At 40.6% G+C, this 20405-nt stretch carries 19 protein-coding genes, 2 pseudogenes and 1 riboswitch; of the genes and pseudogenes, 5 read left to right on the top strand and 16 right to left on the bottom strand.

Annotated elements, in window-relative coordinates:
* Positions 1-90: 90 nt before the first annotated feature.
* The 11 genes from ACJROX_RS17445 to ACJROX_RS17495 form a co-directional block, all read right to left on the bottom strand.
* On the bottom strand, positions 91-660 hold the full coding sequence (locus tag ACJROX_RS17445; protein ID WP_408011696.1) for a DUF1273 domain-containing protein: 570 nt from the start codon (positions 658-660) through the stop codon (positions 91-93).
* Positions 661-908: 248 nt separating this feature from the next.
* Complete coding sequence (locus ACJROX_RS17450) at positions 909-1190, bottom strand: CotD family spore coat protein (protein WP_408006476.1); 282 nt, start codon at positions 1188-1190, stop codon at positions 909-911.
* 399 nt (positions 1191-1589) lie between these two features.
* Positions 1590-2837, bottom strand: coding sequence for a ribonuclease H-like domain-containing protein (locus tag ACJROX_RS17455; RefSeq protein ID WP_408006477.1), 1248 nt, complete (start codon positions 2835-2837; stop codon positions 1590-1592).
* Positions 2821-5115, bottom strand: a complete 2295-nt coding sequence (locus ACJROX_RS17460) for a DEAD/DEAH box helicase (protein WP_408006478.1) — start codon at positions 5113-5115, stop codon at positions 2821-2823. The genes ACJROX_RS17455 and ACJROX_RS17460 overlap by 17 nt, the downstream gene beginning before the upstream one ends.
* Before the next feature lie 223 nt (positions 5116-5338).
* The gene (locus ACJROX_RS17465; RefSeq protein ID WP_408006479.1) at positions 5339-7408 is read right to left on the bottom strand and encodes a thioredoxin domain-containing protein; all 2070 of its coding nucleotides are present in this window, start codon (positions 7406-7408) and stop codon (positions 5339-5341) included.
* Between the two features lie 165 nt (positions 7409-7573).
* Positions 7574-8011, bottom strand: a complete 438-nt coding sequence (locus ACJROX_RS17470) for a TraR/DksA family transcriptional regulator (RefSeq protein WP_408006480.1) — start codon at positions 8009-8011, stop codon at positions 7574-7576.
* A 121-nt stretch (positions 8012-8132) separates the two neighbouring features.
* Positions 8133-8966, bottom strand: coding sequence for an STAS domain-containing protein (locus ACJROX_RS17475; protein WP_408006481.1), 834 nt, complete (start codon positions 8964-8966; stop codon positions 8133-8135).
* Between the two features lie 421 nt (positions 8967-9387).
* Complete coding sequence (locus ACJROX_RS17480) at positions 9388-9573, bottom strand: enoyl-CoA hydratase/isomerase family protein (RefSeq protein ID WP_408011697.1); 186 nt, start codon at positions 9571-9573, stop codon at positions 9388-9390.
* 104 nt (positions 9574-9677) lie between these two features.
* Complete coding sequence (locus ACJROX_RS17485) at positions 9678-9980, bottom strand: enoyl-CoA hydratase/isomerase family protein (RefSeq protein WP_408006482.1); 303 nt, start codon at positions 9978-9980, stop codon at positions 9678-9680.
* 14 nt (positions 9981-9994) lie between these two features.
* On the bottom strand, positions 9995-10141 hold the full coding sequence (locus ACJROX_RS17490; protein ID WP_408006483.1) for a YezD family protein: 147 nt from the start codon (positions 10139-10141) through the stop codon (positions 9995-9997).
* A 109-nt stretch (positions 10142-10250) separates the two neighbouring features.
* Positions 10251-10354, bottom strand: a riboswitch (SAM riboswitch).
* 1108 nt (positions 10355-11462) lie between these two features.
* Positions 11463-11663, bottom strand: coding sequence for a cold-shock protein (locus tag ACJROX_RS17495; RefSeq protein ID WP_408006485.1), 201 nt, complete (start codon positions 11661-11663; stop codon positions 11463-11465).
* Positions 11664-11989: 326 nt separating this feature from the next.
* Here ACJROX_RS17495 and ACJROX_RS17500 point away from each other — a divergent pair, with 326 nt between their 5' ends.
* Positions 11990-12655 (top strand): SIMPL domain-containing protein, encoded by a 666-nt coding sequence (locus tag ACJROX_RS17500; RefSeq protein ID WP_408006486.1) that lies wholly within the window; start codon positions 11990-11992, stop codon positions 12653-12655.
* A 96-nt stretch (positions 12656-12751) separates the two neighbouring features.
* Positions 12752-12994: a helix-turn-helix domain-containing protein gene (locus tag ACJROX_RS17505; protein WP_408006487.1), complete on the top strand. Its 243-nt coding sequence runs from the start codon at positions 12752-12754 to the stop codon at positions 12992-12994.
* Between the two features lie 54 nt (positions 12995-13048).
* On the opposite strand, the pseudogene ACJROX_RS17510 reads toward ACJROX_RS17505, so the two are convergent.
* Positions 13049-13449: pseudogene (locus tag ACJROX_RS17510) on the bottom strand (Mpo1-like protein).
* Between the two features lie 168 nt (positions 13450-13617).
* Here ACJROX_RS17510 and ACJROX_RS17515 point away from each other — a divergent pair.
* A pseudogene (locus tag ACJROX_RS17515) lies at positions 13618-13743 on the top strand (cytochrome ubiquinol oxidase subunit I); the annotation flags it as partial.
* Positions 13744-14186: 443 nt separating this feature from the next.
* Here the strand turns inward: ACJROX_RS17515 and ACJROX_RS17520 are convergent.
* The 4 genes from ACJROX_RS17520 to ACJROX_RS17535 all read right to left on the bottom strand — a co-directional run bounded on the left by ACJROX_RS17520 (position 14187) and on the right by ACJROX_RS17535 (position 16925).
* A complete protein-coding gene (locus tag ACJROX_RS17520) occupies positions 14187-14393 on the bottom strand; it encodes a hypothetical protein (RefSeq protein ID WP_408006488.1) in 207 nt (68 codons plus the stop codon).
* Between the two features lie 137 nt (positions 14394-14530).
* Positions 14531-14893, bottom strand: a complete 363-nt coding sequence (locus ACJROX_RS17525) for a YppE family protein (RefSeq protein ID WP_408006489.1) — start codon at positions 14891-14893, stop codon at positions 14531-14533.
* A 101-nt stretch (positions 14894-14994) separates the two neighbouring features.
* Complete coding sequence (locus ACJROX_RS17530) at positions 14995-15522, bottom strand: MerR family transcriptional regulator (RefSeq protein WP_408006490.1); 528 nt, start codon at positions 15520-15522, stop codon at positions 14995-14997.
* A gap of 353 nt (positions 15523-15875) precedes the next feature.
* Positions 15876-16925 (bottom strand): DUF2515 family protein, encoded by a 1050-nt coding sequence (locus tag ACJROX_RS17535; protein ID WP_408006491.1) that lies wholly within the window; start codon positions 16923-16925, stop codon positions 15876-15878.
* Positions 16926-17045: 120 nt separating this feature from the next.
* On the opposite strand from ACJROX_RS17535, the gene recU reads away from it, so the two are divergent.
* Both recU and ACJROX_RS17545 read left to right on the top strand, forming a co-directional pair.
* Complete coding sequence (recU, locus tag ACJROX_RS17540; protein ID WP_408006492.1) at positions 17046-17666, top strand: Holliday junction resolvase RecU; 621 nt, start codon at positions 17046-17048, stop codon at positions 17664-17666.
* 64 nt (positions 17667-17730) lie between these two features.
* Complete coding sequence (locus ACJROX_RS17545) at positions 17731-20379, top strand: transglycosylase domain-containing protein (protein WP_408006493.1); 2649 nt, start codon at positions 17731-17733, stop codon at positions 20377-20379.
* Positions 20380-20405: the final 26 nt, after the last annotated feature.

Here is a 20405-nt window from a genome sequence, read left to right on the forward strand (position 1 = left end):
TCACCCCATTATTGATTTCTGTCATTCGTTTCATTTATAGTTGTTTTCTACACAACATTATACCAAGTTTCACATAATATTCATCTAATATTAGGTTACCCAATCATCCTCATTTGATTTCTGTGATTCCTCGATATAATCATTTATATCGAAAAAGGAAATTGACAATATAGGATATTCGTTACCAAGTTCTACATATTTGTGCGCCGTTTTCAAATAAAATTCTGGCGAACCTGGCTGATCTGTGTCATAAAGCACTAACAACCCGTCCGTTTTTTCAATGATGAATTGATTTGCCGCTTGCAACTGACCAGGGTTTTCATAAGATCTTTTCGAAATACTGTCTACAAAATCGGCTTTAGACAGGATGAGTTGGTAGTATTCCTGGGTATTTTCTTTCCACCTTTGTTCCTGATGTTGAAAGGGAGTCAAGACCGCTAGCTTCAGATCAGGATAAGAATCCTTCAGCTCAATGACTGCCTCACCAGCCCATAATTCAACCCCAAGTTGTCCACTGATGACTACCCATTCCAAACCCTCTTCAACTAAATGTGCAAGACGATTTTTTAGTATACCTTTTATGTAAGGTACTGCTTCATGCTTGTTCGAAAATATCCCTAATTCATGACCTTTATACCCAGTCACTGCTAAAACCATGATCATCCCATGACTCCTTTGTTAAACCTGTGTTACCTTGATGTTATTTAGGCTTTTGAAAACATAAATCTTTCATCACGTACCAAAAATTGGACTCACTATAAGTGTATCATATTCCATAATCAAAAATTGTTGAAAAAATACAGTTTTCATGAAAAAGTAATGTATTTTTTTGTCTACATTCAAAGAAATTCTGCATTAATTATTCTCTAAAAAAAGCGAACCGAATTAAACTCGGTCCGCTTCATAAATTACCAGTCCCAGACGCCTCCGGAGCCCCCACCGTAGTGGTCGCCTCCAAAGCCTCCGCCATAGCCGCCGTGGTGACAGCCGCATTTAGGGCGCGGCGGGACCATGCAATGCTTGTGTTGAGTCGTACAGCAAGATTTTTTACAATGCTTCTGCATATGCTTATGCTGTATGATATTGTGGTGCACATGTTCCTCAATCACTGGATGGATATGAGGTACAACCTTGTGATGACAAAAATGCTTGACACACTTCTTCGGTGGATGGACCACCGGGCACATCATTTGAGGTTTATGATAATGCATCCCATAGATTCTCCTTTATGATTTAGTAAAAAGCTTTGTTATAATGTATGAGAGATCTATGAGACTTGTCTAAGACATCCGCCTTCTTTCATTGAAAACGGACGAAAATGGTCAAGCACCTAAGTTCATGAAATATACAGTCAAGCCGATCATAAGGAAAAATAAAACCACTATAATGTTGCGCACTGTCGGAATCCCCCTAAATATGTAAATGCTACATCCCCTATTTTATGGCGATTCGACATTTTTTTCAATATTTCTGTTACAAAAGACTAAAAAATTTTAAAAAATCCCAGGATAGCACGAAAAACATCGTTTTTTGCGCTTACCCGGGGAATATTAACCATTTATCATTATTTTCATTTCCCTACTATTGACCTACCCGATTTTCCCTTCAATCCGGTTGATCCGTTTTTTGAACTCCAACCGGTCCCTATCTTCCTGTTGACGTAGAATCCGTTTCGAGGATTTCCATGCCTCATATCCCCTTCTGGCGAAAAATAATGCCTTCTCGAAATCTTTGTATTTATGCTCATGGATTTTCGAGAGTTCAACATAAGATTCCACATCTTCCTCTGTTTCTATAACCAATTCCCAGTAAAAAACCGCTTTATCTATATCCTTTTCTTTCTTATATAGACTTGCCAGGGCTTTTTTTGCTTTTAGACCTGCTGTTGAATCAAGCAGGCTTTCAAAGCGTTGTCTCGCTTCAGTAAAATCATTTATTGCTTCATACCATTTTGCGATTTCATAGCGTTCAGAAGTAGAGAGTGATGCATGACTTGGATCTAACAAAACATTAGAAAGATGTGTATATAAGGAAATGAGGGTGAGAACGTCCAATTCATTATGTTTGAATACCCCATTTAGAATGGTAGGGTCCTTTTCCCGCAAGTATTCAAAGTATAACATCGGAGCTAAGTAACCTGGTGTATCCTCGATCCTATCTATGTTCAACAATTCTTTCTCCACAATTGAGAGTCGTAATGATTCATATGTTTTTTTCCAGACTCTTCGTGAGCCATGAAGCAAATCAAAGTGACCAAAAGGCGGAAGCTTCGGCACCATCTCCCGGACGAAGGTATGCCGGGTTTTCACTTGCGGCCAATCGAATGCTTTCCCGTTATAGGTCACTAAATTGGACGTGTCCTGGACATCGGTCAAAAAGTGATGATACAAAGCCACTTCATTCCCTGGTCCTGGGAGAAAATACTGGCGCATTTGGATGTCATCGTCAATTATTCTTGCCACTCCAAGTAAAAAGATCGTATTACCCGCTCCACTGCCTAACCCTGTCGTTTCTGTATCAAAAAAGAGGAGGTCTCCCGCCTGTTTGCCTTCAGCAGATAGAGGATGGGATTCCTTCCTTTCGTTCCAACGCTTGACCGCATCATGCAGGTCGTCAACTGTATATTGTCCGATTTTAAAATCTTTCGAGAAATTCTTTTCCCGAAGAATGCAATGCTGATCATCAAAACGGACGGCTCTGGCTTGCAACGCCTCCCATTCTGAATCGTCTTCCATCACTTTTGCTTTTACAGGCTTTTTAGGATTTTCAGAAGTTGAATCCGTACCGACATGTGTCAGCTGTTTCTTAAAACGATTCAATTTATTTTGAAGTGACATAATTGGAATCGTTCCTTCCCTCTTTTAAGAATTTCAACGCAAGACTTTTCACGTCTGTATACTGCACTTCATTTCCAACACATGATGGACATCCCTTTTCGCAAGGACAACGCTCAATCACGTGTTCTGCTTCATTCATGATTTCTGATATATGGTCATATACGTACTCACTAAGCCCTATGCCCCCAGGATACCGATCATAAAAGAAAATCGTCGGCAGCTGCGAATGTGAAGCTTTCACTTGAGGCACGACGTGAAGATCGCTCACATCACACATGACGAATAATGGAGCGACGTGACGCATTACATTCGAAATTCCAATCAATCCTTCTTCGAGTTCCTGTTCAGAAAGACCTTCAATCATATCCTCCGAAAAACTGAACCAAGACGCAGAAGTATGAAGTTCTTCTTCTGGTAACGTAATCGGCCCAGAGCCGATGTTCTCGTGCGTGCCGAATTTGATCTTTTTGAAAATCGTCGCCATTGCATTGACGGTGACGTCCCCAAAAGCGACCTGAGAGTCTAGATACGTTTTTTGCTTATCTTCCTCGAGTACTTTCAAAGAAACTGCCAAATTTGCATCTGTGTAGTAATCCACGTCCACTTCTCGGATGTAAGCCTTCTTTTCTTCATAATCCAACTTCTCGACTTGATATTGGATTCCTTGATGAAGATAGATCGCTTCTTCATGCAGCAACGTCATCGAACTGAACCGGTCCATTTCGCCGATGACCTTCACATCCGCAACATCTGTCTGATCGATGATAACGACATTTTCTTGAGAAGCAGACCGCAAACTGATGTTATGTGCTGGGAACGAATCGTTCATCCAATACCACCTGTTCCCCTGCTCATGGAGGACACCTTCCTCGGTTAAGAAATACATGATGTCATCGATTTCTACTCCTTCGAATGTCTCTCCGTTTTTAAACGGCAATTCATATGCAGCACATTTCAAATGGTCCACCAGGATGATCAGGTTATCAGGGTTAATCCTGGCCGTTTCAGGATTCCGATTGAAAAAATAATCAGGATTCTGGATGATGTATTGATCAAGAGGGGTAGAGCTCGCAACGAGTACTACAACAGATTCATCCTGTCTCCGGCCAGCTCGTCCCCCTTGCTGCCATGTACTTGCAATTGTCCCTGGATATCCGTTCATGACACAGACTTGGAGTTGACCGATATCCACACCCAGCTCCAGGGCGTTCGTGCTTACGACACCCATGATTTCACCGCTTCGAAGCCCCTGTTCGATTTCTCTCCGTTGCTTTGGTAGATAACCGCCGCGATAACCACGTATCGTCTTATTCGCGATCTTGCGGTTGATCAATTCTTGCAAATATGTCAAAAGGATTTCTACCCTGACCCTGCTTCTTGCAAAAACGATCGTCTGGATTTCGTTTTCTAAAAATAATGAAGCAAGCTTTTTCGATTCAAGCGTTGCACTCCTGCGAATGTTCAGCGGCTTGTTGACGATCGGAGGGTTATAGAAGACGAAATGCTTTTTCCCTACCGGAGCGCCATTGTTATCGATCAAGCGCACCCTATCCCCTGTCAATTTTTCAGCAAGTTCTTTCGGATTGGCAATTGTTGCGGATGTACAGATGAAAATTGGGGTGCTTCCATAATAGGCACATATTCTTTTCAATCTTCTCAAGACGTTGGCGAAATGACTTCCAAATACTCCCCTATATGAATGGAGTTCATCGATCACGATATACTTCAAATTTTCGAACAAGGAAAACCATTTCGTGTGATGAGGGAGGATTGCCGAATGCAGCATGTCCGGGTTCGTCATCACAACATGGCCTGCCTTACGGATGACCTGTCGGATATTCGAGGGGGTATCCCCGTCATATGTATAGCTTTTTATATCGATGCCGATTTCTTCAATCAATTCGTTTATTTCACTTTTTTGGTCCTGTGCCAAAGCTTTCGTCGGAAACAAGTACAAAGCACGGCTGTTTTCATTCTCTGTAACTTCTTGGAGAACAGGAAGGTTATAGCAGAGTGTTTTGCCTGATGCGGTCGGCGTGACAGTAACAAAGCTTTCATAAGACCGTGCCGCTTCAAAGGCAGAATATTGATGGGTATATAAAGAAAAAAAACCTCTATTTTCCAATGCTTTCCGGATTTTCGGGTGAATTTGATCAGGGAAGGCAACTGAACGGCCCGCTTTTTCCGGGATCGTTTTCCAATAAGCGATATTGGCCGCAATCGTCTCATCTTGATTCATGATTTTAAGGATTTCAGGTAAGCTCTTTCGAATTTTCATTCCGTTCACTCCATTCTGCCTTTATTTTAGCGAATAAACGTTCGTAAGGAAAGGGGAACGTTTAAGGTTTTCTCCATAGTCGAATAACTTTTTCAATATAGAGTCAAGCCGAGTAAACAATGAAAGCCAAGAGCCTCGGATGTACCATACCTGGTGTTTTGAAAATCAAAATCACAGGGATATGGTGCCCGTAGGTACTTGGCCATGACACGGATTCTATTCGTTATCGTAATTCAGCTAATACTTCGTCTATATCTGTCGTCGGTCGATCACACGCAAAGTTCTTACATAAATAAACCGTCGTATTATCTTCAATCGGCTTATATTCTCTTGCAAATGGAGCGATATCTGCCAAATCGCTGCCGCTGGTTATGTTATGGATTGTAACTTCAGGCAAAAACCGCCGATTAATCTTTTTTATAAATGACTGACGGTCTCCACCCTTATCGGGACCTATTACGACTACTTCTTTACCATCCAGCTTCGTCAGTATGAAAGCTTCCAATAGATGAACTGCACCGCTGGGATAATGGGAAACATCTTCAGAAAATACTGTGAAGAGTTTGTCTAATCTTTCTTCATACTTCGTTTCACCGGTCAATTTCGCAAGCTTCCACAATTGGTTTGCTGCCACGCTGTTTCCTGAAGGCGTTGCTCCATCATGTAATTCTTTCGGCCGTAAGATCAATTGCTCAGAATCATGGCCGGAGAAATAGAAGCCCCCGCTCTCTTCATCCCAGAACAATCGGATCATGTCATCTGTAAATTGTTTTGCATTTCTTAAATAGCGGATCTCAAAAGTCGTTTCATATAATTCAATCGACGCCCATACGAAGTTCGCATAATCATCCAAATAACCGTCATATGCCGTCTGCCCTTCCCGAAAACGTGCTTTCAGACGATTCCCTTCGATCAAGTTTTCCTCGACGAATCGATATGCCTGTTCTGCTGTTTCCGTATACTTGTCATTTGCAAATACTCTCCCAGCTTTAGCGAATGATGCAATCATATACCCGTTCCATGAGGTCAATATCTTATCGTCTTTATGAGGATGGACACGCTTCTTGCGAATACCATAGAGAACCTGCATCGCTTCGCCCATCTTTTTCATTAAATTTCCGGTTGAAATCCCTTGTTTTTCAGCAATTTCGTCAAAACGGGAATCGATCAGATTCGGGATGTTTTTTCCTTCGAAATTCCCTTCATCTGTAATATCATAAACTTCACAGAAAAGTTGTCCTGTTTCCTCCCCTAAGTGAACAATGATTTCCTCCTTACTCCAAACATAAAACTTGCCTTCTTCCCCTTCGGAATCAGCGTCTTCTGCACTGTAAAACCCACATGCTGGATCGGTCATATCGCGTTGGACGTATGAGAGGACCTCTTTTGCAACACGTTTATAAACCTCATTAGCAGTTGCAGTGTATGCATCGATGTACGTGTTTGCAAGCAATGCATTGTCATAGAGCATTTTTTCAAAGTGTGGAACCAACCACTTCTCGTCTACTGAGTACCGTGCAAATCCGTATCCAACATGATCATAAATTCCGCCATCCGCCATCGAATCCAACGTCTTCGTCACAAAATGGAGAGCACGTCCATCGTTGGACCAACGATGATATTTCAATAAAAAAGTTAGCAAGGGTGGTGTTGGGAATTTCGGGGCTTGGCCAAAGCCGCCATGAGTCATGTCAAATGAACCGCTAAGCTGACTGTAGCAATCGCGGAGAATCTTTTCATCCAACTGCTCTCCATGCTCCACCTTCATTTTTTCCTGCAGGGCATTCGTGATTTTCTCTCCGATATCCTTAATTTTTTCCGGGTTGCCTTTGTATTGATTGTATAGCTGAGTGATCACATCGATGAATCCAGGTTGGCCATACCGGCTCTTCTTAGGGAAATAGACACCTCCATAAAACGGTTTCTGATCCGGAGTCAGGAAAGCATGCAGGGGCCAACCACCCTGTCCGGTGATTCCCTGTACCACTTTCATATAGATGTTATCAATATCCGGCCGTTCTTCACGATCGACTTTGATGGCTACGAACCTCTCATTCAAAAGCTTTGCCACTTTCTCATCTTCGAACGATTCACGCTCCATCACATGGCACCAATGACAAGTACTATACCCGATAGAAACCATAACAGGCTTATTTTCACGTTCAGCCTTCTCGAAAGCTTCCTCTCCCCATGGATACCAATCGACTGGGTTGTAGGCATGTTGTAACAAATAAGGCGATTTTTCTTGTATTAACCTGTTGGCTTTGCTATCAGATTGGTCTAAAGAAACCACAATGCACCTCCTTTAATTCATTGCTTTTTTAATGTATTCCCATTATAGTGCCAATTGAACATAGGACTCAAAATGACATGGTAAAGTAAATAGAGACCACTCACTTAATTCTACTTGTGATGTGATCTCATTATTGATAAAAGAAAAGTGTTAGTAAGTGCCTTGTCATTCATGCTCTTTTTCTATCAGGTCAATCATTTGTGAGTTGTCTTCTCGTTTGTTATTAAGGCTTTCATCAACTGGGTTCTTTTGTTGATCATATTCCTTCTGTGCTTCGATCGTCCTTTTAGCATAAGGGACGGCCTCTAATCGTTCAATTGAAATTTCCTTCCCAGTATCAACACAAATGCCGAATGTACCTTCTTCAATTCGTTGTAATGCTTCATTGATTTCATCTATTAACTGTTCATCATTTTGCGAAAGCGTCATTTCCCTTGCGTGCTCGTATTCAGCTGTACCAGCATTCCCCATATGGTTCTCATTGCCCCTTACTTGGTCAATATCAAGGTTTTCCTCTCTATTTTTGTTTCGCTGGAGAACTTCTTCCCTCATCGATAGTAATTGAGTTTTGAAATTCTCGATCTGTTTTTGAGTTAGTAACATGGTTCCTCCTCCTTTTTTGGACTTTTCCCAATCATCCTTAAAGGTAAACACCCTTAGAAGTTCTTCCTGGATAAAATGAAAAAGACGCTTTTTTAAGCGCCTCTTTCTAACATATTTTTTATCATTCGTTAGTGGTCAAAGCAATTGAAAGTTTTGACGTTATATTCACATTATCAAAGTCGATTCCCAATTGAACTGCAGTTTGCGCAATTTCAGGGCGAATACCCGATAAAGTTGTTTCAATCCCTAACAATCTTAGTGAATACAGCAATTGGAAAATTTCATGGGCGACCATCGTATCGACCATGAATACACCCGATAAATCGATATAAAGATGTTCAATATGGCGATCGGAACATTGCTGCAATGTACTATCAAGAATCGTTTTAGCCCTATGAGTATCTATATCTCCTACGATTGGTAGTAAACCTATTTTATGGGATAAGTCGATCACTGGAGAACTTAACTCATTGATCATCGCCTTTTGAGCAGTTAACTGATCATTAAGATAGTTGTTCCTTTCTTCGGTAAAACGAACCATAGCAATATCGGATTCCTTGATGATCATTTCTTTCCATAACCCGATTTGTTCATTGGAACACTTATCTGGATGGATTTTCACGAAATCATTGATCAAATTGATGTATTGTTTACGGACACGAATGAATTCTCTCATGATATAGTGGGTGGGAGTTTCGATATGATCCTTATCTCTCGCTGTTCTAATCACCCATTCTTCAAAATACTTGAAAAATTCATCTTCTTCCTTATCAAATATTTCAATCAGATTCAGGTGAAATTCATAATTTTGCTGTTTCAAATTCCTAATGACTTCAGGATCGGTAGAAGAATATACCCCTGTAGGATCACTTTTCTCTAAAGTATTATACCAATCTTCTGTAAGCTGTTCTGCTTTATCAAGAAGGAACTTATGCAACTCTTTATTTCTCTGCACCTTTTAATGACCTCCATAAAGACGTTTTTACTCTTTTTCCTCTATTTTAAATTAATCAAACCATGCGGACAATTTTTCTTGTCTATTCATTAGCTTTTTTATTCTCAAGGGAAATAAAAAAGCCTCTCGAAAAGAGAGACTTTATTAACGCGTTGAAAGCCATTCTGAAGTTCTTATTCATTGTTCACTTGTCTGCTTACCTTTATTAAGAAAACCTTTTTCTCTTATCAAAACCCCTACACCCTCTAAATCTTTTTCCGTGTTTAAGAAAAACATCGAAATCGCAGTATCTACATTGTAGTCAAGAGCCTCCCGAATCACTTGCAGTTCGAACGTTTTGTTGATATTGCTTTGTAAGCTTTACAGCAGATGCAGGTAGTTTTTATATACGTTTTGCTAAACTGAAAGCTTCGTCTTGTAGCTACTCCTTTTTCACCACCTTATTGAAAATTCCAATTTCACGTGCTTCATAAGCATCAATTACATCCCCAGTCAAAAGTAACTCCTTCGCCTTCCGGATCCCAATGACCCACGGCATCATGAGTGTAGGCGGTGCTGCAACGAAGCGTATTTCAGGCTCACCGAACTTAGCACTTTCGGATGCAATCGCTTAATCAGAACTTAATACCCAGTCTGCAGCTCCTCCGAGCACATTCCCATCAACAGCGACTATCACCGGCTTTTTAAGTGACCATAATTTCAATGATACTCTCAGTAAAAATTCGAGGTGTGCTCGCCAAACCTCTGATGGCTCCTCTCCAATCGTGTCGGGTAGTCGGACGCTTTCCTTAGATCTACACCAGATGAGAAATGCTTACCGGCGCCTGTGAGGATGACAGCTTTCACATACTTATCCCCTTCAACCTCACATAACGTTTTTTCCAGTTCATGGGCAAGTGAATCACTTATTGAATTCAACTGATTCGGTCGGTTTAAAGTTATCGTTGCTACATTTTCTTTCTTTTCAACTAAAATATATTCCTTATCTGTTTGTTTTGCTGTTGAAACTGTCATTGTCACAAGACTCTTTATTTTATTCTCACTTTTTCATTCTTTTCAATCTGAATGACTTTACCGTCCTGCACAACCAAGGTGACGGATCCAAATTTCATAGTCTTCAACATTTCATTTATCCGGGGCACAATGTTTTTTAATTCATCTCTCTCCTTCGACATTCTCTACTCTCCTTTCTTCAAACGAATTACCAGGTTTGGAATTCCTCAGAAAAATAAAAAGGTCCCTCAAAAATGAGAGACCTGGTTTCACGTACACCAAATGGTATGCACCTTATCTCTCAAAATGGAATTCCATTTTGCTGGAATTAGCACCTTGCAATAGCAGGTTGCCGGGCGTCGTTGGGCCAGTCCCTCCGCCACTCTTGATAAGTGATTCAACTTATTTTTTTGAATTTTACAGTAGTTCGATAGGAATTGTCAACAATAAAATCAAAACTAGTCTTAAATGCCCAGGTTAAGAACTTTTTTTAACGCTGGATTTTTTTCCTCTTGTATTCATTTAGCCCAAGTCCGTTACAGCGGAACATCACTTCCTCAAACTCCTTCCTTCCATGATTAAAAATCACCCTCCCTTTCAATACTTCGACTGAAGCATAACAAGCGATTGAATTGCCTCTGAAAGTAGTTCCGAGCGGTTCCAAGTTGCCTTTAAATCCTAAAAGCAAAAGTGAGCTTAAAGGAAAGCCTGAAGCTATCCTGTGGCAATGGCCTTTTTATTCGATATGACAAGGAAGCTCCAGGATGCAACCAATCCTTTGTTCTGCCCTTAATGGATTTAGATTTCGACTCATTTCTCAAAATCTTACTTATAGCTAATCAGCCTTGATTATAAGACAAAAAGAATACTCGGGCTTGGCGAAGGCTGAGCCTTAGCTGCACTTATACTTCGTTCGTAAACTTTTCTGCTACGTCGATTAGCTACATCGCTGAAAAGTTATTCCTTCTTAACGTATAAAAAAAAGACGCCTTTACTGTCGTCTCGTTCTTACGTCTATATTTGTTCATATGTATTAGCTGGTAAGTCATTCCGTGAGATTCAATAACTTCATACCAGCCGAGGTTCCGTGCTCTCTAAAGTGGTGGATAGTGATATGCAATATATTTTGTGAGTTCCACTGTACAACCCAACTGATTGCGAAAAATAACTCAAACAACGAAAGCCCTGCCTCTCTTCCGTCCTTACGACTCCTCGGCCGCGCCAGTGTGATTCAGTTACCGTACGTGCTTTTAACTCCCTTCTACTCAAATTGTTTCCTTGTCTGAAAAAATAGATTAAATGGAGATCAAAAGAGGGGTTGAAAATGTGGATTAAACATTTTTTAGTGCACGCTTTGTAGAGCACATAATACCCTTTATGATTCTTCTCACAAAGGAAGCTTAAACCAATTTTTCTTGGAAGGTCTTTTTTTTGAGGACCCAGAAAATGCAAAAAGGGTGGCGTACTAACGTATGCCACCCAATAAGACTCAAGTTTTAATACTTAGACTTTTTGTACGTTAGAAGCTTGTGGTCCGCGGTTACCATCAACGATTTCGAATGAAACGTTTTGACCTTCTTCTAAAGTTTTGAATCCGTCACCTTCAATTGCAGAAAAGTGAACGAATACGTCGTTACCTTCTGAAATTTCGATGAAACCAAAACCTTTTTCTGCGTTAAACCATTTTACTGTACCAGTATTCATATACTGTACCTCCTGAAAATCTTACAAATTCACCAAAAGTTTACCGTTATATTTATCATTCTGACTGTATAAAAAAACCGCACCCGCATGACTGTGAGACAATTAAATTCGTCCACACAATTGCAGCTACGACTTCAATCTATCCACCATTTATATAACCAACTTTATCGGCGTTAATCATATAATAATTCATTTTTAGGAGAATGTCAATAAAATGCTCATTTTACTGTTAAGGATTTTTATCTTACGTATAATCATCATCAGAGGAACATGTTTAAAAAGGTAATGAATATAGTTTACAAAAGGAAAATTGTAGAGGTGATCACATGAATAGCAGCTATCCATTTCCGAAGTGGGATGAAAATATAAAAACTTCAAAACCAGTAATGGAGCTTTATGGTGATGGTGAATTGACAATTGATGCTGATGAGATATCGCTTACAATAGGAGTTATCACGGAAGGTCCTGATGTTAAAACAGCCTCTGCTGAAAATGCCAGAAGGTCCACCCAAGTTCTGAATGCATTATTGAATTTAGGAATACCATCCAATCAAATTGAAACATTGGTTTACACGATCCAACCGATCTACGCTTATGAAAATGGGCAATCGATCTTCAAGGGTTTTAGAGTGGAACATTTGTTCAGAGTAATAATCAATGATGTTCAATCAGCTGGTAACGTTTATGATGCGGCGATCCGGAACGGGGCAAATTTCGCTAGGGACATCTCATTCGATGTTTCAAATCCTAAGGCTTTTTATTTAAAGGCTTTAACAATCGCCTACCAGGATGGTATACGAAAAGCAGTAACACTCGCTCAACAAATGGGAGTCCGGTTAAACCCAGTACCGGTCAAGGTCGTCGAACTAAAAGAGAGAGAAATAGCGCCTTTATATAAAACCCAAATGCTGCAAGCTGCTGGACCTACCCCGATCCAACAACAAAAAGTGGCAATAAATGCACAAATGAAAATTTGGTTCTGCTATTCCTAATAATTTTATTGTTCAATCGACACTCCTATACTAAAATAGAGATACGTTGACTATAGTCCGCTGTCATTTTATGGATTGTAATGGGGGATTTTTGGTATGAAACTTGAACAAGCTGTTGGGCTGGTAATCCGCAAGCACCGGACTGTTGAGAAGATTTCACAGTTCAAACTTGCTGAATTGACTGGCTACGATCGTTCTTTCATAAGTCTACTCGAAAGAGGCCGGCGTATGCCGACACTGAAAACGATATTCGTTTTAGCAGAACATTTGGATATCCCAGCTTCACAGTTAGTTGAGGAAATTCAGCAGCTTGTCAAAAGTGATATTATGGAATATTAAGTGTTACATATGTGATAAGGGACCGTAGAGAATTTTTCAACGGTCCCTTTTTTTCTATGCGGACCTTTTGATTTGCTGCTTTTCCAATTCTTTTTCCAGACTGCCTGTCAATGTATATCCGAACATTTTAAAATCAGCCCGTAAAGACCAAAATGGGTGCCCAAATGTGGCAGGTTTGTTTCCTTCAATAAAAAAATGACTGATCCAAGCAAATGAATAAGCGATGATAGGTGCAGCTAACATATACCAGAAATTTTGAATAGGAACGAAACACAGATACATACAAAAACAAAACTCGTCCCGGCAAAATGCCATGCTCTTGTAGCGGGTTTTGAATGCTGCTGTAGGTAGAACGGCCAGAATTCCTGAAAACTCTTAAATTCTTTATTCATAATCCGGTCCCTTCCAAAAATTTTTAACAATTGATCAGTTTCTTGAAATCCCCCAAATATCATTTCTTTTTTTCATCACGAAAACCCTCTATTTGTAAATGAGTATTTAGTTGATGATCACTTCTTTGCTATATCGTTCAGATATACAGAACCTCTTCTGCTTTTTCAATAAATGATTGTTGTTCAGAATAAAAGTGATTGACAGTCTGTGGAAATGAAAGGAACCATTCTATGGATGATCTATTGATTGCTAGAACCCTGTTCGGCACAACGATGGGTGTACATATCATTTACGCTACTCTTGGGGTCGGCATTCCGACGATGATCCTGATTGCAGAGTTGCTTTATCAGAAAACGGCTTTGCCATCTTGATTCCTGGTTTCATATACTTTTGAATGACCGCAGTTATCTCAAATCCGGTGAATTTGGATCTTGATGATAAGTACGGTACGTGAAATTTTTTATTTTATTTAAAAGGCTCTTTTAAAGTGAATTGTTGATAAATGCAAAATTCACTGCTGGCTTCGACGTTCACCACAAGACCACGGACTTACATTCCATCCTTGTAGTTTTGCGCCGAGTAACCGCAGGCGCAGAACGAAGGTGGTATTTAGTCGAAGTTTATTATTTTAGTCGAAGATCCTTAAATTGCAGGTTGCTCCGGGTCAACGCCTGGCTCGCTTTTCCCGCAGGAGTGTCGTGAATTTCGCTTTAAAATTTCTTGAATAATCAACACTCTATTTTAACAAAACCATTTAAAAAAGGCCCTTTACATCCTTATAGATGTTTCGAGCCTCCTTCTAGTTTTTATCTGAACCCGATTCATTCGCTTGTTTGTTCGTTGCTTTCAAATTCGGTTCTTCATTTTCCCATTTGTCTAGCTCTTTGGCAGAATGTTTCCGGATAAAGATTGTTGCTGCAATCGCCATCGTCATAAATATAAGCAACATGATCACTGATGGTATGTATTCACTTTTATCATCTGGAAAATACAAAAATTCCATCATAAGGCAAACACCCTTTCTCCTAATATTTCTATTATAACAAATGTCTACTTTCATATGTCATGGAAGGGTTTAACAATTAAGTGAACATCAAGAAATCAAACAAAAAGAGGTTGACCTATTTGGTCACCCCTCACATTTTAAAGTTGATTTTCAATCGATTCGAGAATATATTCAATTGATTTTGTCATCGAAGTGAAACGTTTCCGCTTCGTATCCTTCTGAAATGCTTGAACAGCTGCAATCGTCATATTCTCATAAGTGTCATTTATTTGAATCGGATAAACATATTTAGGCTTTTCTTCAATCGCCCATTTCACAGCAAGAGGCTTCCATTCATCGGCAAGTATCTGCACTTCATCAACAAATGGCTTCACTTCCCCATAGAAGTCGACTTCATATCCTTCTGTACAAGTTCTTTCTTCATATTGGCGATAAGCCTGTTCATTGAGTTGACGGAGCCTTTTCGTCAACTCTTTCAAACGTTGCTTTTCCGTGTCCATAGTCTCACCTCTTCTGAACCTATCCTACCAGAGGAAGTTCAGAAATGCCATCATGGGGACGACATACTAATAAAAGTGAACGTATATCTTCATTTACAATTTTAAAACAGACTGACTAGCCAGTTCCGCTTCTTTGGTTTAGGTGGGCTATATTCGGTTCGGATTTCGTTCGTCGCCGTCACCTGCAGTAGAAGTTGCTCCTCGAGATCAAGCATTTTTTCTTCGAGCTCAGTCAGACGGGTGGCCATCTGGTCCATATCTTTACGTTGCTGCATGACCTGGTAGGACAAGACTTCATCCGCTTTTTGAGAAACCTTTGACTCTAAGATGTTCAATTGATCTTGAAGCTGTTGAAAATAAATATCCAATTCTTTTAGGCCGTTTCCATTTTTCATAGGCATCTTTTCATTGGAACTTCTGTTCTGTAATTTGATATCACTCATCTGTAAACCTTGTTTCAATTGCTTCTGGATTTCTTCAAGCTGTACGATGTCTTCTGATCGGAATAAGTAGTGGCCGTGATCATTTTTCGGACAGGGAATATCAAAATACTTCACCCATCGCTGAATGGTCGTCGGATTAACACTGAGCTTCTTGGATACCGCCTTCGTTTTCACCAAGCTTTCCATATTTACGGACCTCCCGGGAATATTGTACCTGTACTATTCGATGGCAGTTTCCCTTCCCCTCCAAGCTTGACAAAACTAGTTTCCTTTCGGCAAAGAAAGTGTATTTTCCTCTCCGCATCAAGAATTCGACAGCAGTATATACTTTTGAATAGCAGAGGTTTCTTAAAACATACTAATAGTAGGAGGTGACTCACTTGAGTAAAAGAAGGGAAGCATCAAAAGAAGACAAGTATGCGGCACAACCGAACAAAAAAACAGGTTACGGAGACAAAAAAATAGAAGGACCGAACCGTCCATCAACTTAGACACCTGTTATTAAGGTGCTGACTCTATCCTTTTCGAGTCGGCCCTTTTTAATGGAAGAAAGACTTCAATTTTGCTAAAACATAAAGTTCCATACGTTTATGCTCATACCAGTCATTCAACTGGATTTGTCTCGGCAGTCGTACATTCTGAAAATATTTTTCGGGATTTCGTTCTTTTAATGACCAATCATTGAACTCCCTTCGATGATGACTGATGATTGGATAAAGCAACCGCAGAGGGAAATGATGCCCTTGTCGTGTTTGTTGGACTAATAACCGTTCGTAATCGTATCGGCTTCCAGATGGCTCCGTCATTCTCGCAAATCGAAAAAAGTGTTCGGACATTTTTGGATCCGACAAGATCTTGAGCAACCGCTTCCCAAGATCGATCCTGTTGGACACTTTACGGAAGCCATGTACCGATATACCATAAAGCTTTCCTTCTATGGTCGGAAACAAAACCGTACTGAAATGAAACCGATCTTGAAGCCAATATGGGAAAGTTGCAAAAACCTCACGCTTATATACAGTCTGTTCAAGGACAGGTTCTTGGATCACATGCTGCTCATTGATGATCAATGCAGTATCAATCCTATTCCTATCATGTTTGTACCAAAAACGTCTCCATTCTTTTACCATGAAACTCGACACCCCGAATTCCCTCAATAAATGAAATAAAGGTAGTCCTAAGTTTTTCGATTTTTCATACAGAAGAAGCTGTGGATAAGCATCTGAGAAAATCAACCAATTGGCTCTTTCATACGTATAAAAGATCCACCTGCGGTCCTGTCGAGGCATGATCTCCCTAACCTCTTCCTGTTGTAAATCAGTCATATTCCAACCAGCATTCCTTGAAACCATGCTTGCAAGGAATGGCCAGAAAAAATCTTTGTTACGAAAATAGTAATTTTGATACGCTTTTGTCCGAGATATGTTATCTACATTCAACCTTTCAGTTTCCCGCTTGATATCCTTGATTATCCTCGTTTCAATCGCTATTTTTGCAAGCGCTTCCTTGTTTTTGGACTGTTCCATATGTTCACCCATTCCGCAAACATTCGTTCGTAAAAACGTGTTATTACACTCGACATTCTCCAATAATATGGTATATTCTTAATGATGCCCTACACCCAAGGATTTATTTTGAAACTTTATCGTCTTTCTTTCGTCTAGAATGGTGACGACTTTGTAGGGTTTAAATAAGGAAGGTGAATCAGATTGAACTTTCGCTATCCAAATCGAAAAAGCCGAACCGTACAGCAACCCATCTCCCCATCTTCCAGATTGAAATTGAACAATTCCTATGCCAACAGGGGGATGACATTCGAAGAGGATATCAATCATACCAACGCCCATTATTTACAAATTGGAAAATCGGTGATCCACAAGAAACCTACACCTGTTCAGATTGTGTCAGTGGATTACCCGAAAAGAAGCGCAGCAGTGATCAAGGAAGCCTATTTCAAACAAGCATCGACGACCGATTACAATGGCGTGTATCGTGGCAGATATATCGATTTTGAGGCGAAAGAAACAAGGAACAAAACTTCATTTCCATTAACGAATTTCCATCAGCATCAGATCGATCATATGAGACGTGTCATAGAGCAGGACGGAATTTGTTTCATCCTGGTAAGATTCAAAGCTTCTCAAGAAGATTATTTGATGGAAGTTCCGCACTTATTTTATTTTTGGGACCAAAAGGACAACGGAGGGAGAAAATCCATTCCGAAAACCTATTTTGAAGAAAATGCACATTTGATTCAATTAGGTTACAACCCGCGTATTGATTATTTGAAAATTGTTGATGAATTGTTTTTTCTACGTCCTAAGGGGTAAGAAACATACGGTTTGATTCGAATGATTATTACGTTAGGTTACGTTTAGAAAGGTAGGAACAACGATGAGTGACAATAAATACAGCTCAAGACAGCAACGCCGTCAAGGAGCTCCTTCACAAAAAAAGAAAACACCCAATACGCAGAAGAAAAGTCTGCTTAAAAAGATCACGGCTCTTCTTCTCATATTTGGCTTGATAGGAGTAACAGCAGGGGCAATCGCAGTGTTTGCGGTCATCAGCCAATCACCTGAACTTGATCCGAAAGCACTTGACACACCAGCATCATCCAAGCTTTTTGACAAAGACGGAAACGAATTCGGCATGATGTTTAAAAATGAAAAACGGATCAAGGCTCCTCTTGATGAAATTCCCCAAGTGATGAAGGATGCGGTCATTGCGACAGAAGACGTCCGCTTCTATGATCATTTCGGTATTGATGTACGCCGTATTGGTGGTGCAGCAATTGCTAACGTTACAGGTGGTTTCGGCTCCCAGGGCGGTAGTACGATCACACAGCAGGTCATTAAGAATGCATTATTGACCAAAGACAAGAACATGACACGTAAAATCAAAGAAGCATATCTTGCAGTCAAGCTTGAACAACGCTATTCCAAAGATCAGATCTTGGAAATGTACCTTAATAAGATTTACTTCGGCGAAGGTGCATATGGGATTGGGACAGCGGCCAAGACCTACTTCAACAAAGATATACAAGATTTAGAATTGCATGAAGCTGCTCTTTTGGCAGGATTACCAAAAGCGCCGTCTTCATATAGCCCTATCGATTATCCTGAAAAAGCAGAGAAGCGACGCAACGTCGTCCTCTCGCAGATGGCGAAATACGGATTCATAACTGAAAAACAAAAAGAAGAAGCTTCATCCATTCCGGTTACAGAGTACGTAAAGGAATCGAAACCAGAAGAAAAACAAAAATCTTACGAAACATTCAAAGCCCAAGTCATTAAAGAGGCTGCAAAAATGGCTGGCTTCGAGGATCCGGGCGAGGTCTACACAGCAGGTTTGGAAATCCATACTACACTGGACCCGAACGCACAAAATGCAGTCGAAGAAGCGCTTTATACTAACAGCATAATAAAAGAAGAAAATATCCAGGGCGGTATCGTCCTGACCGATACAAAAACGGGAGCAGTCAGAGCGATAGGAAGTGGGCGCAAAAACACAGCTAGCTCATTCTATGCGACACAGATGGACCAACGCCAACCAGGCTCTGCAATAAAGCCGATTCTTGATTACGGTCCAGCGATTGAACATCTAAAATGGCCGACTTATAAAAAGGTAAGTGATGATAAACTTGTTGTAAACGGCCACGAATTCCACAATTGGGACAGGAAACATCATGGCGATGTGACAATACGCAGGGCATTGTATGATTCTTATAACCTTCCTGCTATCCGAACTTGGCAGGAAGTCGGTGCTGACAAGGCGAAAGATTTTGCAGCAAAACTTGGTATCGAAGTGGATGATAAGCATTACAGCCCTGCTTATGCAATCGGTGGATTCCATAAGAGTCCTTCACCGATGGAAATGGCAGCTGCCTATGGTGCATTCGGGAACAAAGGAGTTTATAACAAGCCTTTCACCGTAACAAAAATCAAGTTCCCTGATGGCCGTGTGATTGAGCATAAAGCTGATCCGCAAGTCGCAATGGAAGAATATACAGCTTATATGGTGACAGACATGTTGAAGGACGTCATCACTAAGGGGACAGCACGCCAACATGTGAACTTGAATTTCCCTGTAGCAGGTAAAACCGGTACGACGAACTATCCTGCTGAATACGGCGAAGAATTCAAAGGCAAGACGAGAGATGCCTGGTTTGCCGGTTATTCTTCAGAACTATCGGCAGCGATATGGACCGGATATAATGACAGTAAGGATGACGAAGGAAATCCGCAATATTTGACCAATGAAACAGATGATTACGCAAAATTGCTCTTCAATGATATTATGGCAAAAGCAAGTGCCGACTTAGAGAATTCTGATTGGAAGCGTCCTGACTCGGTCATTGAGGTCCCAATTGAAAAAGGGACCAACAAACGGGCAAGTGAATTTACTCCTAAGGATCAAATCATCAAGGAGCTTGCTGTCAAAGGTACGGACCTGCCAGATGTATCTAAAGAGTATAATAAGCTTGAAGTGCCACAAGGACTGCAGGCAGATTATGATGAGAAGAAAAAAGAAGCCAAATTGAAGTGGAAATATCCTAAGGAACAACTTGAAAAAGGAATCACATTCAAAGTTCTATACTCTATAGATGGTAGTGGATTCCAGGAGCTGACAAAACAGAAAGAAATGGAATTAGTCGTTCAGAACTTGTCTCCTGGCGCAAATTACACATTTGCAGTAGTAGCTGTCGATGAAGAACAGAATAAAGAAAGTGAACCTGCAACCATTCAAGTCCAGACAAAAGAGGAAGACAGTGGCGAAGGTGATGGGAACGGTAATGGTGGAAACGGGAATGGGAATGGGAATGGAAACGAAGATGGAAACGGGAACGGTAATGGGAATGGAAACGAAGATGGAAACGGGAACAATGATGGAGAAACGCCTCCAAGTGACGGGGAGACTCCACCAGATGAAGGTGGAAACGGTGGTCAAGATGGAGATGAAGATGAAGATGATGGTGACACTGGTCTTCCATTCGGTATTGGGACCATCCCTCCTCCCTCATCCAACAAACAAGCTTCATAATGTATAGAAAAGGCCTGAGTGGAAAA

The organism is Pseudalkalibacillus sp. A8 (assembly GCF_045920555.1).
Lineage (GTDB): Bacteria > Bacillota > Bacilli > Bacillales > Fictibacillaceae > Pseudalkalibacillus.